Source organism: Curtobacterium sp. MCLR17_007, from assembly GCF_003234655.2.
Lineage (GTDB): Bacteria > Actinomycetota > Actinomycetes > Actinomycetales > Microbacteriaceae > Curtobacterium.
Window position 1 is genome coordinate 2912901 of the sequence record NZ_CP126271.1, and the last position, 15118, is coordinate 2928018.

The following is a 15118-nucleotide window of genomic DNA, read 5'->3' on the forward strand; positions in this document are numbered from 1 at the left end:
CCCGCGCGCGGACCGGTCGGGTCACGCCGCGGGAACGGCAACCGGACAAGGCTGCCACAGGTCCGCCTGGCGGTTCCGTGTGGATCCGGCGTGGATCCCAGGCGCCTCCGGGGCAGCCCCGAGCGTCGGGGTCAGCCAGCGGCGACGGCGCAGGTCTTCTGCTTGGCCGTCTGCCCCGTCACGCCGGACATCTCCTGGGCGGTCGCCGACGAGGTCGGATCCGACGCCGCCGGTGGGTCGGTGTCCGGACGGGAGGCCCCCGCCGGCTCGTCCGCGCCGGTCGCGCTGGTCGTGCCCTCACCCGGGGAGTCGCTGGTCGCGTCCGTCGCACCGCGTCCGGTCGCGCCCGCGTCGAGCCGGAACGGACGGTCGCTGCGGACGGCACGCATGAGCTTGCCAGCTGTCGCCCGGTCGGGGACGACCTTGCCCGGGAACGCCGGGTCGGTGACGCTGCCCGGGTACTGCACGAAGGTGACGCGGTCCAGGCCGATGCCGTCGAGCGCCCCGGCCATGTCCACCATCGTCGCCGGGCTCGCGAGCGAGGTCGACAGGGTGATGTTCCTCGACGCGGACCTGGCCAGGCCGTAGAGCTTCGTGGGGTCGCTGAGCGTGCCCTCGCTCTTGACCTTGCGCAGGAGCGACGACAGGAACTGCTGCAGGCTCGAGATCCGCGACAGGTCACTGCCGTCCCCGACGCCGTGTCGGTCCCGCAGGAACGCGAGCGCCGTCGCCCCGGACACCGTGTGCTCGCCGGCGGAGAGCTTGAGTCCCGTGTACGGGTCGTCGACCGCGTCCGTGACACAGACCGGCACCCCACCTATGGCGTCCGACATCCGGATGACCCCGGCGAAGCTGACCTGCGCCGCGTAGGGCACGTCCATGCCCGAGACGTGCTCGATCGTCGAGACGACACAGTCCATCCCACCGCGGCCGTACGCCTGGTTGAGCGGCGTGTCGGTCACGGCGGGTGCGCTGCCGCACGCCGGCTGGTCGACGATGAGGTCACGGGGGAAGCTCACCGCGACGGCCTGGGTGTGGTCGGCGGAGACGTGGAACAGGACGTTCGAATCGTTGAGCGTGACCCCGCGGTCCCCGTACGACTGGCCCTGGGCCGGGTCGTTGTCGGCCCCGATGGCGAGCACGTTGAAGGCACCGTCGGTCGAGGCGCCGTCCCCGATGTCAACGGCACGCTGCTGGAAACCGTGTCCGACGTCGTAGGCGGCATAGGCGGAGAGCGACGTGGCACTGGCGACGGCCACCGCAGCCGCGAGCCCCACACCGGTCGCCAGGCGCCTCGCCCCGAGCGGACCACGCCCACGACCGTGGCGCGCCCCGCTCACGCGGTACCCCGGTCCGGAGACGACGGACGGCCGACGGCGTGCGTCGAGCAGGTCGTCGAACGATCCTCCGGTTGCCCTGCCGGTGGACGTCGAGCCGGTCGACGACGGACTGGACACCGACGGGCTGGATGGTGACGTGGCGCGGTTTCGGTACGGACCGTCGGGATCGGTCACGGGCGGACTCCCTCCGAGCGACCTGCGGACCGGCCACTCGCGGGGGGACGATACCCGAGACGGTGCGAACGGACCGGCAACCCGATCGGCTCGGCGTGCCCTGTTCGGGGGCCAGCGCTCGGATCACCCCCTGCTCACGCCGATTCCGCCGATCGGAACCGGTCCGGCAGCGCACTCAGGCAGGTGCCGAGCTGGCGCACGAGCTGCCCACAGAGCACCAGGTCGTCCCGCTCGGCGGCGTCACGAGCACGGTCGAGCAGCCGGAGCCGCTGTCGGCGGTCGACGTCCGCATCGATGCCGTTCGCCAGGGCCACGTCGTCGGTGTAGAAGACGTCGAGCACCGGACGCTGCGCCGCGAGCAGGTCCGCGCTGACCGAGGACCCGGCCCGCCGCAGCAGCCACGCCGCGAGTTCGACGAAGGCCCCGGCTTCGGACAGGCAGTCGCGGATCCAGGCGGGGTCGAAGTGCTCGTCGGTGGCGCCCGTGGTGGCCGGGGGTTCGGCGAGCATGCAACATCCGAGACGGATCCGTTCCTGCATCTGCTCGACCGACCACGGTGCGATGACGACGCCCACGTACCGCTGCACCGACACCAGGCGGAGCGCTTCGAGCGGCACGAGGGCTTCGCGGACCGGGGTGCGCGACACACGCATGTCGTCGGCCAGCGCTTCGAGCCGGAGCCGCTGCCCTCGTCGGTACTCGCCCCGGAGGATCCGCTCCAGGAGCCGGAGGAACACCGCGTCGCGCAGCAGGCTGCGCGGGACGCCCAGCCCGTCGCGCTCCCGCTGCCCGAGCACAGCGGACGCTGTCGTCTCCCCGAACCCCATGGCACCAGCGTCACGCATGGCACCCGCGGCGCCCCCGGTGGTCGACCGATCCGTGGACGCCCGCGCGTCGCGCTGCCCTGTGGAGGACCGGACACCCGTCGACCGCACGTCGCCCGGAGGGCCCCGCGATCACCCCGTCTCGCATCACTGCACTCCCGCTGTCGTGACCCCCGGCGGAGGTCGATGGAGTCAGCGTTGCAGGCCGGGACCCTCACTGCTAAACATTCGGTATTCCGGATGTCAGCGCTTCGCGTCTTCCTTCTTCACGATGACCGAGAGCGGCTGCGTGACGTCCTCCAGCCCCTTCCGCGCGGCGTCGACACCGAAGATCAGCGCCACGACCCCGCCGACGATCATGATGCCGGCACCGAGCAGGTAGCCCCAGAAGAGCGGCTCACGCGAGGACCCGTCGCCGATGAGCGCGCCGTAGATGAGCGGTGCGATCGCGCCGAAGATCTGGGCCAGCGCGAAGAAGTACGAGATCGCCTGCGACCGCAGCTCGAGCGGGAAGATCTCGCTCACGGTCAGGTAGGCGCTCGACGCCCCCGCCGAGGCGAAGAAGAACGAGATGCACCAGAAGACGACCTGCACGGTGGCGGTGATGGCGTCGGCCTGGAACAGGAACGCCGAGACAGCGAGCACCAGTCCGGAGATCAGGTAGGTGCTGAAGATCATCTGTCGACGGCCCCACGTGTCGAACAACCGCCCGAGCAGGATCGGCCCGAGCAGGTTGCCGATCGCGAACGGGAAGAAGTACACGGCGGTCTCCGAGGTCTTCAGCCCGAAGAAGTTCGTGAGCACGAGTGCGTACGTGAAGAAGATCGCGTTGTACAGGAACGCCTGCGTGATCATCATCGTGGCGCCGACCAGCGTGCGCGTCGGGTACTGCTGGAACAGCACCTTGACGATCGTGGTGAAGCGCACGTTGTCCATCGGGGTGACGGTCATCGCCTTGGAGTCGTCGACCTTCTCGAGCGGCTTGCCGGACTCCCGCTCGACCTCGGCCTCGATGCGCGAGACCGTGGCGTCGGCCTCTTCCTCGCGGCCGTGCGTCATGAGCCACCGCGGACTCTCGGGGATGTGCCGCCGCAGGAAGATGATCGCGATGCCGAGCACCGGGCCGAGGAAGAACCCGATCCGCCACCCGATGTTCTCCGCGAAGTGCGCGGTGTCGAGCAGGTAGATGTTCGCGAAGGCGCCGAGCGCGGCACCGCCCCAGTAGGTGCCGTTGATGGCGATGTCGACGTGCCCGCGGTACTTCGCCGGGATCAGCTCATCGATCGCCGAGTTGATCGCGGCGTACTCGCCGCCGATGCCCAGGCCCGCGATGAAGCGGAACACGGCGAGGAACCAGTAGTCCTGCGCGAACCCCGCGATGCCCGAACCGATGAGGTAGATGGCCAGCGTCAGGATGAAGAGCTTGCGGCGCCCGAGCCGGTCGGACAACCGCCCGAAGACGACGGCACCGATGACCTGTCCGAACAGGTAGACCGTGCCGAGCGACGTCACCTGCTGCGTCGACAGGTTCAGGTCCGCCTGGAACCCGGCGTTCGAGACGATCTGGATCTCGAGCCCGTCCAGGATCCACGAGATGCCGAGTCCCACCACGACACTCCAGTGGAACCGCGTCCACGGCAGCCGGTCCATCCTCGCCGGCACCAGGCTCCTGACCTGTCCGTCCTGCAACCCGTTCGCGGTCGTCATCGCGTCCTGCTCCTCACCCGCCGGAGCTCCGACGCCCGGCACAGATGGAGAACGTACGCCCGGATCGCCGCGGTCGTTCCCGGGCGGAACGAGACGGGCCGGACACGGCGGCCGGTGGACCGGCGCGGAGCCGGATCCCCCTATCCAGATCCGGCTCCGTCGCCGGTGGCGGGCCGACGGCGTGCTGCTCGTCCGGTCGGACCCTGTCCAGCATCATCGCGGCTGCCAGGGCCAGAGACAAGTGTCACGGTGGAACGACACGGGACCGTGATCAGTACCGTGGCAGCGTGCCGATCCAGAGTCCGACCGACCGCATCCTGACGACCCACACCGGCTCGCTCCCCCGGACCCCCGAGCTCAGCGCGCTGCTGGTGGCCCGCGACCAGGGCAAGCCGTACGACCACGACGCCCTGCGCGAGGAGACGGCGGCGGTCCTGGCCCGCACGGTCGACGCGCAGCTCGACGCCGGCATCGACGTGGTGAACGACGGCGAGGTCCCGCGGGTCGGCTTCTCGACCTACATCCGCGAACGCCTGACCGGCTTCGGCGGTGTCGGGCACCGCAAGCCGACCCTGGACTCGCTGAAGTTCCCGGACTACGCGGCCTTCCAGGCGAAGCAAATCGACGAGGGCGCCGAGTTCGCCCGGGTCTGGGACACCCCGGTCGCGCAGGGGCTGCTGCAGTACGACCAGGAGCGGGCCGGCATCCGCGAGGACCTCGACGGCTTCGCGCGCGAACTCGACCGCAACGCCGCCGCGGGCCGCACCCCCGCCGGCACCTTCATCTCGGCAGCGACACCGGGCATCGTCGCCACGACGCTGCTCCTCGACGACGCCAACCCGCACTACGCCGACCACCGCGAGTACGTCTTCGCGCTCGCCGAGCAGCTCCGCGTCGAGTACGAGGAGATCGTCGCGCGCGGGCACGTGCTGCAGCTCGACGCCCCGGACCTGGCGATGGAGCGCGTGATCCACTTCGGCGACGCGAGCCTCGACGAGTTCCTGGCCGCGGTCGACCTGCACGTCGACGCGCTCAACCACGCGTTGCGGAACATCCCGAAGGAGCAGACCCGCCTGCACGTCTGCTACGGCAACTGGCAGGGCCCGCACCAGGACGACGTGCCGGTCGACGTGCTGCTGCCGCACCTGTACCGCGCCGAGGTCGGTGCCTTCAGCATCCCGTTCGGCAACCCCCGGCACGCACACGAGTTCCCGGCGTTCCGCGACCTGCCGCTGCCGGACGGCGCCGTGCTCGTCCCCGGAGTCATCGACGTGACGACGAACTACCTGGAGCACCCGCAGCTCGTCGCGAACCGCATCGTCGAAGCGGCCGAAGCAGTCGGCGACCCGACCCGCGTCGTGGCCGGCACCGACTGCGGGCTCGCGACGTTCGCGAGCTACGAGTTCGTCGCGACGGACGTCGCGTGGGCGAAGCTCCGCGCGCTCACCGAGGGCGCGGAGATCGCGAGCAAGCGCCTGTTCGGCTGACGCCGAGGTCGGATGGGAGGCCCGGTGCCAGCTGGCACCGATCCTCCCGTCCGCGCTGTCGGTGCGCAGGCGTAGCGTCGGAGACGTGACCCGACCAACCATCCGAACGGTCGGCGAGCTCCGCACCTCTGGTCACGTCCAGAAGACGGTCCGCGCCGAGATCCGCGACAACCTGCTGACCGCCCTGCGAGCGGGCACCGACCCCTGGCCCGGCCTGCACGGCTTCGAGACCACGGTGATCCCCCAGCTCGAACGAGCCCTGATCGCCGGCCACGACGTGGTCCTGCTCGGCGAACGCGGCCAGGGCAAGACCCGCCTGCTCCGCACCCTGCAGGGTCTGCTCGACGAGTGGACCCCCGTGATCGCCGGCTCCGAACTCGGCGAGCACCCCTTCGAGCCCATCACCACGGCCAGCATCCGGCGGGCGCAGGAACTCGGCGACGCGATGCCGGTCGAGTGGTGGCACCGCGACGGCCGCTACGTCGAGAAGCTCGCGACCCCGGACACCAGCGTCGCGGACCTGATCGGCGACGTCGACCCGATGAAGGTCGCCGAGGGGCGCAGCCTGGGTGACCCCGAGACCATCCACTTCGGGCTGATCCCCCGCGCGCACCGCGGCATCGTCGCGATCAACGAGCTCCCGGACCTGGCCGAACGCATCCAGGTCGCGATGCTCAACGTGATGGAAGAGCGTGACGTGCAGATCCGCGGCTACGTGCTGCGGCTGCCGCTCGACGTGCTCGTCGTGGCCAGCGCCAACCCCGAGGACTACACCAACCGCGGCCGGATCATCACGCCGCTCAAGGACCGCTTCGGCGCCGAGATCCGCACGCACTACCCGATCGAGCTCGAGGACGAGATCGCCGTCATCCGGCAAGAGGCACAGCTCACGGCGGACGTCCCGGACGCCCTGGTCGAGATCCTCGCCCGCTTCACCCGGGCACTGCGCGAGTCCAGCGCGGTCGACCAGCGCAGCGGCGTCAGCGCACGCTTCTCGATCGCCGGCGCCGAGACCGTCTCCGCCGCCGCCGTGCACCGTGCGGCGCGGCAGGGCGAGTCCGAAGCGGTCGCCCGGCCGATCGACCTCGAGACCGCGGTCGACGTCCTCGGCGGCAAGATCGAGTTCGAGTCCGGCGAAGAGGACCGGGCCGACGAGGTCCTCGAGCACCTGCTCCGCACCGCCACGGCCGAGACGGTCCGTTCCCGGCTCCGGGGGCTCGACCTCGCGCAGCTCATCGAGGCCCTCGACGGCGGCACGATGGTCACCACGGGCGAGCAGGTCTCCGCGCGGGCGTTCCTCGAGGGCCTGCCGTCGCTCGGCGAGTCCGACCTGTACGACCGGATCTGCGAACGACTCGGCGCCACGAACGACGGCGAGCGGGCCGGCGCGATCGAGCTCGCGCTCGAAGGGCTGTTCCTCGCGCGCAAGATCAGCAAGGAGTCCGGCGGGGGCGAAGCCGTCTATGGCTAGTCGGCAGAACCGACGCCTGTCGCGGGACACCCGCTACGGCCGCTACGCGGGCGGGCCGGACCCGCTCGCCCCGCCCGCCGACCTGTCCGAGGCGCTCGACGCCATCGGACAGGACGTCATGGCGGGGTACTCCCCCGAACGCGCGATGCGGGAGTTCCTGCGCCGCGGCGGTCGTGACCAGCGCGGACTCGACGACCTGGCGCGCCGGGTCGCCGAGAAGCGCCGTGAGCTCACGGCGAAGAACAACCTCGACGGCACCCTGCAGCAGGTCAAGCAGCTGCTCGACGAGGCTCTGCTCGCCGAACGCGGTCAGCTCGCGCGTGACACCGAGATCGAGGACGGCGACCGAGCCCTGGCCGAACTGCAGCTCGACAGCCTGCCCCCGTCGCCTGCCGCCGCGGTGAGCGAACTCGGCAGCTACGACTGGAAGAGCCCCACGGCGCGCCAGAAGTACGACGAGATCAAGGACCTGCTCGGCCGCGAGATGCTCGACCAGCGGTTCGCGGGGATGAAGCAGGCGCTCGAGAACGCCGATGACGACGACCGCGCCGACGTCCAGGCGATGATGCAGGACCTCAACCAGCTGCTCGAGGACCACCGCGCCGGCACCGACTCGCAGGAGCAGTTCGACGAGTTCATGGCCAAGCACGGCGAGTACTTCCCGTCGGACCCGAAGAACGTCGACGAGCTCCTCGACGACCTGGCCGCACGGTCGGCCGCCGCCCAGCGGATGCGCAACTCGATGACGCCCGAGCAGCGCGACGAGCTCGACGCCCTGGCGCAGCAGGCGTTCGGCTCCCCCGACCTGATGGGTGCGCTGTCCCAGCTCGACGGCAACCTCCGCGCGCTGCGCCCCGGTGAGGACTGGGGCGGTTCCGAGCGGATGGAGGGCGAGCAGGGGCTCGGGCTGGGCGACGGCACCGGCGTGTTCCAGGACATCGCGGACCTCGACTCCCTCGCCGAGCAACTGGCGCAGTCGGGTCCGGGGTCGGACATCGACGACCTCGACCTCGACTCCCTCGCCCGGCAGCTCGGCGCGGACGCGGCCGTCGACGCCCGCACCCTGCAGCAGCTCGAGAAGGCACTGCAGAACTCCGGCACGATGCGCCGCGGTGCCGACGGGCAGTTCAGGCTCACCCCGAAGGCGATGCGGCAGCTCGGCAAGAACCTGCTCAAGGACGTCGCGCAGAAGATGTCCGGCCGTCAGGGCGCGCGCGACCTGCGCCGGTCGGGTGCCGCGGGCGAGGCCTCCGGCGCGACACGTCAATGGGCGTTCGGCGACACCGAGCCGTGGGACATCCCCCGGACGATCACGAACGCCGTGACCCGCACCGCCTCGACCGGCCGCACCGGCGCGGGCGTGCGGCTGACGATCGACGACGTCGAGGTGCAGGAGACCGAGGCCCGCACCCAGGCCGTGGTCGCGCTGCTCGTCGACACGTCGTTCTCGATGGCGATGGAGGACCGCTGGGTCCCCATGAAGCGCACGGCCCTGGCCCTGCACACGCTCATCTCCACCCGATTCCGCGGGGACGACCTGCAGCTCATCGCCTTCGGCCGCGAAGCCGAGGTGATGGACGTCGAACACCTCGTCGGGCTCGACGCGATGTGGGACAAGGGCACGAACCTGCACCACGCCCTGCTGCTGGCGAACCGGCACTTCCGCAAGCACCCGACGGCCCAGCCCGTGCTGCTCATCGTCACGGACGGCGAACCGACCTCGCACCTCGAGCCGAACGGGCAGGTGTTCTTCAGCTACCCGCCCGACCCGATGACCATCGCGCTGAGCGTCCGCGAGCTCGAGAACGCCCACCGGCTCGGCGCCCAGACGACGTTCTTCCGGCTCGGCGACGACCCGGGGCTCGCGCGGTTCATCGACGGCATGGCCCGGCGCGTGGACGGCACCGTCACCGCGCCCGAGAACGACGACCTCGGCGTCGCGGTGGTGGGCTCGTACCTCGGCTCGCGTCGCGGTGGCGGGCTGTTCCGCGACGACGACTGGGGCGGTTTCGGTAGTGCGTTCGGTCGATCCGGCTGACCCGACCGGATGACGGACAGGAGGCCCGTGGCGGTACCGCCACGGGCCTCCTGTCCGTTCTGGACCGGTGTCAGAACAGTGGCCAGGGAACCGCCGAGCCGTACCCGGCCGGCGGCGGGAAGCTGCCGACGGCCGACAGGGCGGCGCAGCGCGCTTCGAGGTTGTCGATCTCGTCGACGGTCAGGTGCTCGGTGAGCGCCTCGCCCAGGTCACCGTGGAGTGCCGCGGTGACGCGGTCGATGCCGGCGAGCTCGTCCTCGGTGAGCGCCTCGCCGACCCAGCCCCACAGCACCGTGCGGAGCTTGTGTTCGACGTGGAAGGTGAGGCCGTGGTCGACGCCGTACCGGTGGCCGTCGGGCATGGCCAGCACGTGGCCGCCCTTGCGGTCGGCGTTGTTGACGACGACGTCGAAGACCGCCATCCGCCGCAGGGCTGCCGTGTCCTCGTGCACCAGGGTGACGGGTCGGTCGTGTTCGTCGATCGCCTCGAGGACGGTCCTGACGCCGGGCTGCTCCGCCTGGTCGGCGGGGACGACGTCGACGGCGTCCTGGTCGGGATCGACGTCCTGCCAGCGCTGCACCATGCCGCGTCCGAGCGGTCCGTCGCCCAACCAGGTGGGCGGGACGACGTGCCAGCCGAACGCCTCGGAGACCAGGAACGCCGAGACCTCGCGGCCGGCGAGGGTGCCGTCCGGGAAGTCCCACAGCGGCTTCTCGCCGGCGACGGGCTTGTAGACGACCTCGTTGCCGTCGAGCTCGGCCAAGAAGGTGGCGTTCGAGGCCTCGCGGATGCGGGCGACGAGCTCCATGCCGCTCGTGTCTGCGGCTCCGCTCATGCCAGTCCGGGTGGTCGCCCGGCGGCCACCACCTCGCGCGTGCGTTCGACGAAGGCCCGGGCGGTACCGACAGGGATCTTCACCTGCAGCAGCTCGGCCGGTTCCGGGATCTCCACGACGGCCTCGACCTCGCCGTCGGTGTCGGTCTCCTCGGCCACGATCTCGACCTCGTCGTCGATCGGGTACGCCTCGATGACGACCTGTGCGGTCGCCGGGTCGAAGCCCAGGCTGAGGGCTCCCGCGCGGAACTCGGGTTCGACGGGCTGGTCGAGCGGGTCGACGTCGTACAGCTCACGCGGCACCGTCGGGGGGACGCTGAACCGGTTGTCCTCGACCGTCGCGACCTCGTCGAGCAGTTCGTCGAGCTTCTCCGCCAGCACGGCGGACTGTTCCTTCTCGAGCGCGACGCTCACGACGCGGCGGCCGTCACGGGCCTGCAGGTAGAAGGACCGCTCGCCCGGGTTCCCGATGGTGCCGACGACGAGACGGTCCGGCCAGTCGAAGCCGTGGACGATGGTGGGCATACCCGCATTGTAGGAGCGGGCGGCTGCGTCCGTTCAGGGTCTGGGGTCCCGCTCAGGGTTGCGGTGCGTCGTCCGGCTCGGCGTCGCTGCCGTCGTCGGGCACCGGGTTGCCGGCGCCGCCGCCGACGGCCGCGTCACCGGTCGGGGCCGGGGCCTTCGCGAGCCAGGACAGGTCGCCGGACTCGGTGTTCGTGGACACCACCTCGGGACGGTGCTCGCCGTAGCGCACGACGGACACCGACGCCGGACCGACCGTGATCCGCTGGAACAGGTCGAGGTGCATGCCGAGGGCGTCGGCCAGGACCGCCTTGATGATGTCGCCGTGGCTCACCGCGACCCAGACCGCGTTCGCGCCGTGTTCGGCCTCGATCTGCGCGTCGATCCTGCGGATGGCCGCGACGGCCCGTGACTGCATCGTCTGCATCGACTCGCCGCCCGGGAACACCACCGCGCTCGGGTTCGACTGCACCACGCGCCAGAGCGGCTCCTTCGCCAGGTCGCTGAGCTTCCGGTTCTGCCAGTCGCCGTAGTCGGCCTCGGTGATCGCCCGTTCGATCCGCTGCTCGGGCTCACCCGGCTGGAACGCGGTGATCGCGCGCGCCGTCTGCCGGCAGCGCTCGAGCGGACTCGACACCACCGCGACCAGCGGCACCTCGGCGATGCGTTCCGCCGTCCGTGCTGCCTGCTGCTTGCCGACGCTGTCGAGGGCAACACCGGCGGTGCGGCCCGCCAGCAGCCCCGTCGCGTTCGCGGTGGTGCGTCCGTGCCGGACGAGGAGGACGGTCGCCATGGGTCGATCCTATTCACGCGCGGCCACCACGGATTCGTCGGGCGCCCAGGCCGGTCTGCATACTGGAGGTGATGGATGCCGTGTTCCGCTTGTTCCGCCGCTACCCCTCGGCGGGTCGGTTCCTCGTCGTCGGCGGCATCGGCTTCCTCATCACGATGGTCATCAACTACGGGTTGAAGCTGTTCGTGATCCCCCAGCACCCCGTCATCGCGCTGATCGTGGGCACCGTCGTCGCGACGGTCGTCTCCTACTGGCTCAACAAGAAGTGGTCCTTCGGCGACCGCGGCGGTCGGCACACCGGGCTCGAGATGCTGTACTTCGTGATCGTCAGCGCGATCGGGATCGGCCTGAACTCCGCGCCGCTGTGGCTCTCGCGCTACGCCTTCGGCCTCGAGGTCCCGAACGTCACCCTGGCCACACAGGAGATCGCGGACTTCGTCAGCGGCCCGGTGATCGGCACGATGATCGCGATGGTCTTCCGCTACTGGGCGATGAGCCGCTGGGTGTTCGTCCGCCGCGCCGAGGCCTGAGCCGGTGACCGACGAGCCGGCACTCGTCCCCGAGCTGCTGGTGACCGATCTCGACGTCAGCCTGCGGTTCTGGGTCGACCGGTGCGGGTTCACGATCCGGTACGCCCGTCCGGACGAGCGCTTCGCGTACCTCGTGCTCGGGTCCGCGCACCTGATGCTCGAGCAGGCAGGGGTCGGACGGAACTGGGTCGCCGGACCGCTCGACCCGCCGCTCGGGCGGGGCGTGAACCTGCAGATCGCTGTGCCCGACAGCGACAGCGTGGCGGAGGCGCTGCGGCAGGCCGATGTCCCGCTCTTCATGGCGCCGGAGACAAAGTGGTACCCGACGGGCGACACCGAGGTCGGCGTCCGACAGTTCCTGGTGGCCGATCCGGACGGGTACCTCATCCGGTTCCAGTCACGGGTTGCTCACTGACCGCCCTGATCCGGCAGGATGGACGGGTGCTGGTCTCGATCGTCTACATGAGCCGCGCGGTCGCCGACTTCGACGACGCCGCGATGGCCGAACTCCTGCACGGGTCGCGGCTCCGCAACGAAGCGCTGGGCGTGTCCGGGCTGCTCGTGGCGAAGGGCGGCCGGTTCATGCAGCTGCTCGAGGGTCCCGCATGGAGCGTCGACGACCGGTACGCCGCGATCGCCCGTGACCCGAAGCACACCGACCTGACCTCGCTCATCCGCGAGGAGATCCCGGAGCGGCGCTTCGACGGGTGGTCGATGGCCTTCCACAGCCTGGACGACCACGACCTGGCGTCCGAGGACGGCTTCAGTCCGTTCCTGCGCGGTGGGATGGACTTCCCACCGTCGTTCGACCGCACCAGCGCGGCGTGGCTGCTCCGGTGGTTCCGCGACCGTGAACTCCGCGACGTCTGAGCACACAGCTCAGGCGATGAAGGTCTCCTCGACGACGCGGAGCAGTCGTCGGCGGTGGGTCCGCTCGGCGACCCCGTGCACCAGCACCTGCCACATCGTCGACACCGCGGGCAGCAGGTCCGCTCGTCCCGACCGCACGTTCGACACGAGCTGCACACCGGTGAAGTACGGCACGAGCGTCGCGCCGAGTGCCTCCGGTGCCACGTCGGAGCGCACCTCGCCGCTCGCGACCGCCAGCCGGAAGACGTCGACCACGCCGGCGATCCACTGCTCGTAGAAGCTCGCCGTCTGCTGCGCCAGGACACCGTGCTCGAGCGAGATGCGGATGCCTGCCCGGACCACCACGTCGGTCATCAGCAGGTCGGCGACCCCTCGCGACGCGCGGATCAGCGTGACGAGTGGCGAGGGGTCGACGGACTGCAGCGCATGGAAGGTCCGGGCGTTCTGCTCGTCGATGACGGCGAGCGCCAGCGCGTGCTTGGTCGGGAACCACCGGTGCAGGGTCCCCTGGGAGACCCCGGCAGCACGAGCGATCCCGGCGATGCTCGCCGTGGCGTAGCCGTCACGGTCGAACTCGACCGCGGCCGCCTCGACGAGCTGCGCGCGCCGGCCCTGGTCTGGCTGCATCCGACCGGTCAGGCCTGGTCGGCGCGGAGGAAGTCGGCGATCGGGGTGCTGCCGCTGTTGAAGCGGTAGGTGCTGCCCGCGGTGCCACTGGACTCGAGCACGTCGGCGACCACGTGCGCGACGTCCGCACGGGAGACCTTCGCCCCCGTGCCGTCCCAGTCGACCGCGCCGGTGGGCTCGTCGTCCGTCAGGGTGCTCGGTGCGACGATCGTCCACTCGAGGCCGGAGTCACGGACCACCGCGTCGGCGATCATCTTCGACTGGGCGTAGGCGAAGAAGTCGTCGTCCTGCGGCACCCCGTGGTCGAGCTCGGAGCCCGACCAGGAGACCATCACGTAGCGCTCGACGCCAGCGCGAGCGGTGGCCTGCACCGACAGCACGGCCGCATCGCGGTCGATCGCCCAGGTGCGGTCGACCGATCCCCCGCCGGCGCCCGCGGACCACAGGACCGCGTCCTTGCCACGGACCAGGTCCTCGAAGCCCGACAGGGTCAGCTGCTGGATGTCGGCGACGGTCGCCTCGCCGCCGTGCTGGGCGATCTCGTCGGCCTGTTCGGGCTTGCGGATGACGGACGTGACGTGGTGACCGCGCTCGCTGAGGATGCGCGTCGCGAGGAGTGCGACCTTGCCGTGGCCGCCGAAGATGATGATGTCGCTCATTGCAACGACGCTACGCGGGGCGCCTCAACAGTCGGTGACCGGAGTTCCCCTCGATGCTCGATCCATTGTTGCTTCGAATTCGTAGCAGTGATACCGTGCTGCTCAGTGCTTCGAACTCGAAGCACTGAGCAGAGGAGAGAACCATGCAGGCAGTGCAGTTCCACGAAGTCGGCGGACCCGAGGTCCTCCACCTGGTCGACATCGACCGGCCCACCCCCGGCACCGGCCAGGTGCGCATCCGTGTCGCCGCGTCGGCCCACAACGCCGCGGACGGCGGCATGCGCGGCGGGTTCCTGCCGATCCCCGTCCAGCTCCCGCACGTCCCCGGGTACGACGTGTCCGGCACGGTGGACGCGCTCGGCGACGGGGTCGACGGACTGTCGATCGGCGACGCGGTGATCGGCTTCCTGCCGATGGAGCTCGACGGCGGCGCAGCCGAGTACGTCGTCGCCCCCGCCGCGTCGCTCGTCCCCGCGCCGACGAGCATCCCCCTGACGGACGCCGCGGCCCTGCCCTCGGTGGCGCTCACCGCGTGGCAGGCACTGTTCGACGACGGGCACCTCGCGGCGGGTCAGCGCGTGCTGGTCGTCGGGGCCGGCGGGGTCGTCGGCGGGTACGCGATCCAGCTCGCCAAGCGCGCCGGGGTCACCGTCGTCGCGACGGCCAGCCCCCGCAGCGTCGCTGCCGTCCGTGCCGCCGGCGCCGACCAGGTGATCGACCACACCACGACCGAACCGCTCGACGCCCTCGACGGTCAGGTCGACGTGCTGCTCAACCTCGCGCCGATCGACCCCGAGCAGTTCGCTGCCGACGTGGCCGCCGTCCGCGACGGTGGCACGGTCGTCAGCACGACCGCGTTCATGGCCACACCCGGTGACGAGGAGCGCGGCGTCGCGGCGACGACGGTGTTCGTCCGGCCGGACCGCGAGCGGCTGGCGGAACTGGTGTCCCTCGTCGACGCCGGGCAGCTGACCGTCCAGGTCGACCGGCGCATCCCACTGGCCGAGCTGCCGGCGCTGCACGCCGAAGCCGAGGCCGGCCAGGTCGCCGGCAAGGTCATCGTGCTGCCCTGACCGGGCCGGTGCTCGTCCCGATCGGCACGCTGGCGGAGGGTGTGGGATTCGAACCCACGAGACATCGCTGCCCACCTGTTTTCAAGACAGGCTCCATCGGCCACTCGGACAACCCTCCAGGTGACACGGCCACGTGGCGAGACGTGACCGCGTCCCGGAAAGTGTACCG

The 15118-nt window shown here is 70.8% G+C and carries 15 protein-coding genes and 1 tRNA gene; 7 read left to right on the top strand and 9 right to left on the bottom strand.

Annotated elements, in window-relative coordinates:
* Window positions 1-131: 131 nt before the first annotated feature.
* The 3 genes from DEJ13_RS13770 to DEJ13_RS13780 form a co-directional block, all read right to left on the bottom strand.
* Complete coding sequence (locus DEJ13_RS13770; RefSeq protein WP_284158099.1) at window positions 132-1514, bottom strand: LCP family protein; 1383 nt, start codon at window positions 1512-1514, stop codon at window positions 132-134.
* Between the two features lie 134 nt (window positions 1515-1648).
* Window positions 1649-2341: a GntR family transcriptional regulator gene (locus DEJ13_RS13775; protein ID WP_181436924.1), complete on the bottom strand. Its 693-nt coding sequence runs from the start codon at window positions 2339-2341 to the stop codon at window positions 1649-1651.
* 240 nt (window positions 2342-2581) lie between these two features.
* The gene (locus DEJ13_RS13780; RefSeq protein WP_056120221.1) at window positions 2582-4045 is read right to left on the bottom strand and encodes an MFS transporter; all 1464 of its coding nucleotides are present in this window, start codon (window positions 4043-4045) and stop codon (window positions 2582-2584) included.
* Window positions 4046-4332: 287 nt separating this feature from the next.
* Here DEJ13_RS13780 and DEJ13_RS13785 point away from each other — a divergent pair, with 287 nt between their 5' ends.
* From DEJ13_RS13785 to DEJ13_RS13795, 3 genes are all read left to right on the top strand, one after another.
* Window positions 4333-5532 (top strand): cobalamin-independent methionine synthase II family protein, encoded by a 1200-nt coding sequence (locus DEJ13_RS13785; protein ID WP_235515404.1) that lies wholly within the window; start codon window positions 4333-4335, stop codon window positions 5530-5532.
* Window positions 5533-5617: 85 nt separating this feature from the next.
* Window positions 5618-7003, top strand: coding sequence for a sigma 54-interacting transcriptional regulator (locus tag DEJ13_RS13790; protein WP_056119594.1), 1386 nt, complete (start codon window positions 5618-5620; stop codon window positions 7001-7003).
* Window positions 6996-9041 carry a vWA domain-containing protein gene (locus DEJ13_RS13795; RefSeq protein ID WP_111105789.1) on the top strand — a complete coding sequence of 682 codons (2046 nt, stop codon included), beginning with the start codon at window positions 6996-6998 and terminating at the stop codon, window positions 9039-9041. The genes DEJ13_RS13790 and DEJ13_RS13795 overlap by 8 nt, the downstream gene beginning before the upstream one ends.
* Before the next feature lie 70 nt (window positions 9042-9111).
* On the opposite strand, the gene DEJ13_RS13800 is transcribed toward DEJ13_RS13795, so the two are convergent.
* The 3 genes from DEJ13_RS13800 to DEJ13_RS13810 are packed head-to-tail and all read right to left on the bottom strand — an operon-like array spanning window position 9112 to window position 11190.
* The gene (locus tag DEJ13_RS13800; protein WP_111105790.1) at window positions 9112-9876 is read right to left on the bottom strand and encodes an SCO1664 family protein; all 765 of its coding nucleotides are present in this window, start codon (window positions 9874-9876) and stop codon (window positions 9112-9114) included.
* On the bottom strand, window positions 9873-10400 hold the full coding sequence (locus tag DEJ13_RS13805; protein ID WP_056119601.1) for a DUF3090 domain-containing protein: 528 nt from the start codon (window positions 10398-10400) through the stop codon (window positions 9873-9875). Before DEJ13_RS13805 ends, DEJ13_RS13800 begins: the two co-directional genes overlap by 4 nt.
* 52 nt (window positions 10401-10452) lie before the next feature.
* Window positions 10453-11190, bottom strand: coding sequence for a histidine phosphatase family protein (locus tag DEJ13_RS13810; RefSeq protein ID WP_056119604.1), 738 nt, complete (start codon window positions 11188-11190; stop codon window positions 10453-10455).
* A gap of 71 nt (window positions 11191-11261) precedes the next feature.
* Here DEJ13_RS13810 and DEJ13_RS13815 point away from each other — a divergent pair, with 71 nt between their 5' ends.
* The 3 genes from DEJ13_RS13815 to DEJ13_RS13825 are packed head-to-tail and all read left to right on the top strand — an operon-like array spanning window position 11262 to window position 12590.
* A complete protein-coding gene (locus DEJ13_RS13815; RefSeq protein WP_111105791.1) occupies window positions 11262-11720 on the top strand; it encodes a GtrA family protein in 459 nt (152 codons plus the stop codon).
* A 4-nt stretch (window positions 11721-11724) separates the two neighbouring features.
* Complete coding sequence (locus tag DEJ13_RS13820) at window positions 11725-12135, top strand: bleomycin resistance protein (protein WP_056119609.1); 411 nt, start codon at window positions 11725-11727, stop codon at window positions 12133-12135.
* Window positions 12136-12161: 26 nt separating this feature from the next.
* Window positions 12162-12590 (top strand): BLUF domain-containing protein, encoded by a 429-nt coding sequence (locus DEJ13_RS13825; protein WP_056119612.1) that lies wholly within the window; start codon window positions 12162-12164, stop codon window positions 12588-12590.
* 9 nt (window positions 12591-12599) lie between these two features.
* Here DEJ13_RS13825 and DEJ13_RS13830 read toward each other — a convergent pair whose 3' ends face one another.
* A complete protein-coding gene (locus DEJ13_RS13830; RefSeq protein ID WP_111105792.1) occupies window positions 12600-13217 on the bottom strand; it encodes a TetR family transcriptional regulator in 618 nt (205 codons plus the stop codon).
* Between the two features lie 8 nt (window positions 13218-13225).
* A complete protein-coding gene (locus DEJ13_RS13835; protein ID WP_111105793.1) occupies window positions 13226-13876 on the bottom strand; it encodes an SDR family oxidoreductase in 651 nt (216 codons plus the stop codon).
* Between the two features lie 143 nt (window positions 13877-14019).
* On the opposite strand from DEJ13_RS13835, the gene DEJ13_RS13840 reads away from it, so the two are divergent.
* On the top strand, window positions 14020-14949 hold the full coding sequence (locus tag DEJ13_RS13840; protein WP_111105794.1) for an NADP-dependent oxidoreductase: 930 nt from the start codon (window positions 14020-14022) through the stop codon (window positions 14947-14949).
* Window positions 14950-14979: 30 nt separating this feature from the next.
* On the opposite strand, the gene DEJ13_RS13845 is transcribed toward DEJ13_RS13840, so the two are convergent.
* Window positions 14980-15067 (bottom strand) — tRNA-Ser (locus tag DEJ13_RS13845).
* Window positions 15068-15118: the final 51 nt, after the last annotated feature.

Bases quoted from the DNA above. Each gene is read 5' to 3' on its own strand.
- DEJ13_RS13775 (WP_181436924.1), bottom strand. From the start codon at position 2,341: ATGGGGTTCGGGGAGACGACAGCGTCCGCTGTGCTCGGGCAGCGGGAG.
- DEJ13_RS13780 (WP_056120221.1), bottom strand. From the start codon at position 4,045: ATGACGACCGCGAACGGGTTGCAGGACGGACAGGTCAGGAGCCTGGTG.
- DEJ13_RS13795 (WP_111105789.1), top strand. From the start codon at position 6,996: ATGGCTAGTCGGCAGAACCGACGCCTGTCGCGGGACACCCGCTACGGC.
- DEJ13_RS13800 (WP_111105790.1), bottom strand. From the start codon at position 9,876: ATGAGCGGAGCCGCAGACACGAGCGGCATGGAGCTCGTCGCCCGCATC.
- DEJ13_RS13805 (WP_056119601.1), bottom strand. From the start codon at position 10,400: ATGCCCACCATCGTCCACGGCTTCGACTGGCCGGACCGTCTCGTCGTC.
- DEJ13_RS13810 (WP_056119604.1), bottom strand. From the start codon at position 11,190: ATGGCGACCGTCCTCCTCGTCCGGCACGGACGCACCACCGCGAACGCG.
- DEJ13_RS13815 (WP_111105791.1), top strand. From the start codon at position 11,262: ATGGATGCCGTGTTCCGCTTGTTCCGCCGCTACCCCTCGGCGGGTCGG.
- DEJ13_RS13830 (WP_111105792.1), bottom strand. From the start codon at position 13,217: ATGCAGCCAGACCAGGGCCGGCGCGCGCAGCTCGTCGAGGCGGCCGCG.
- DEJ13_RS13835 (WP_111105793.1), bottom strand. From the start codon at position 13,876: ATGAGCGACATCATCATCTTCGGCGGCCACGGCAAGGTCGCACTCCTC.
- DEJ13_RS13840 (WP_111105794.1), top strand. From the start codon at position 14,020: ATGCAGGCAGTGCAGTTCCACGAAGTCGGCGGACCCGAGGTCCTCCAC.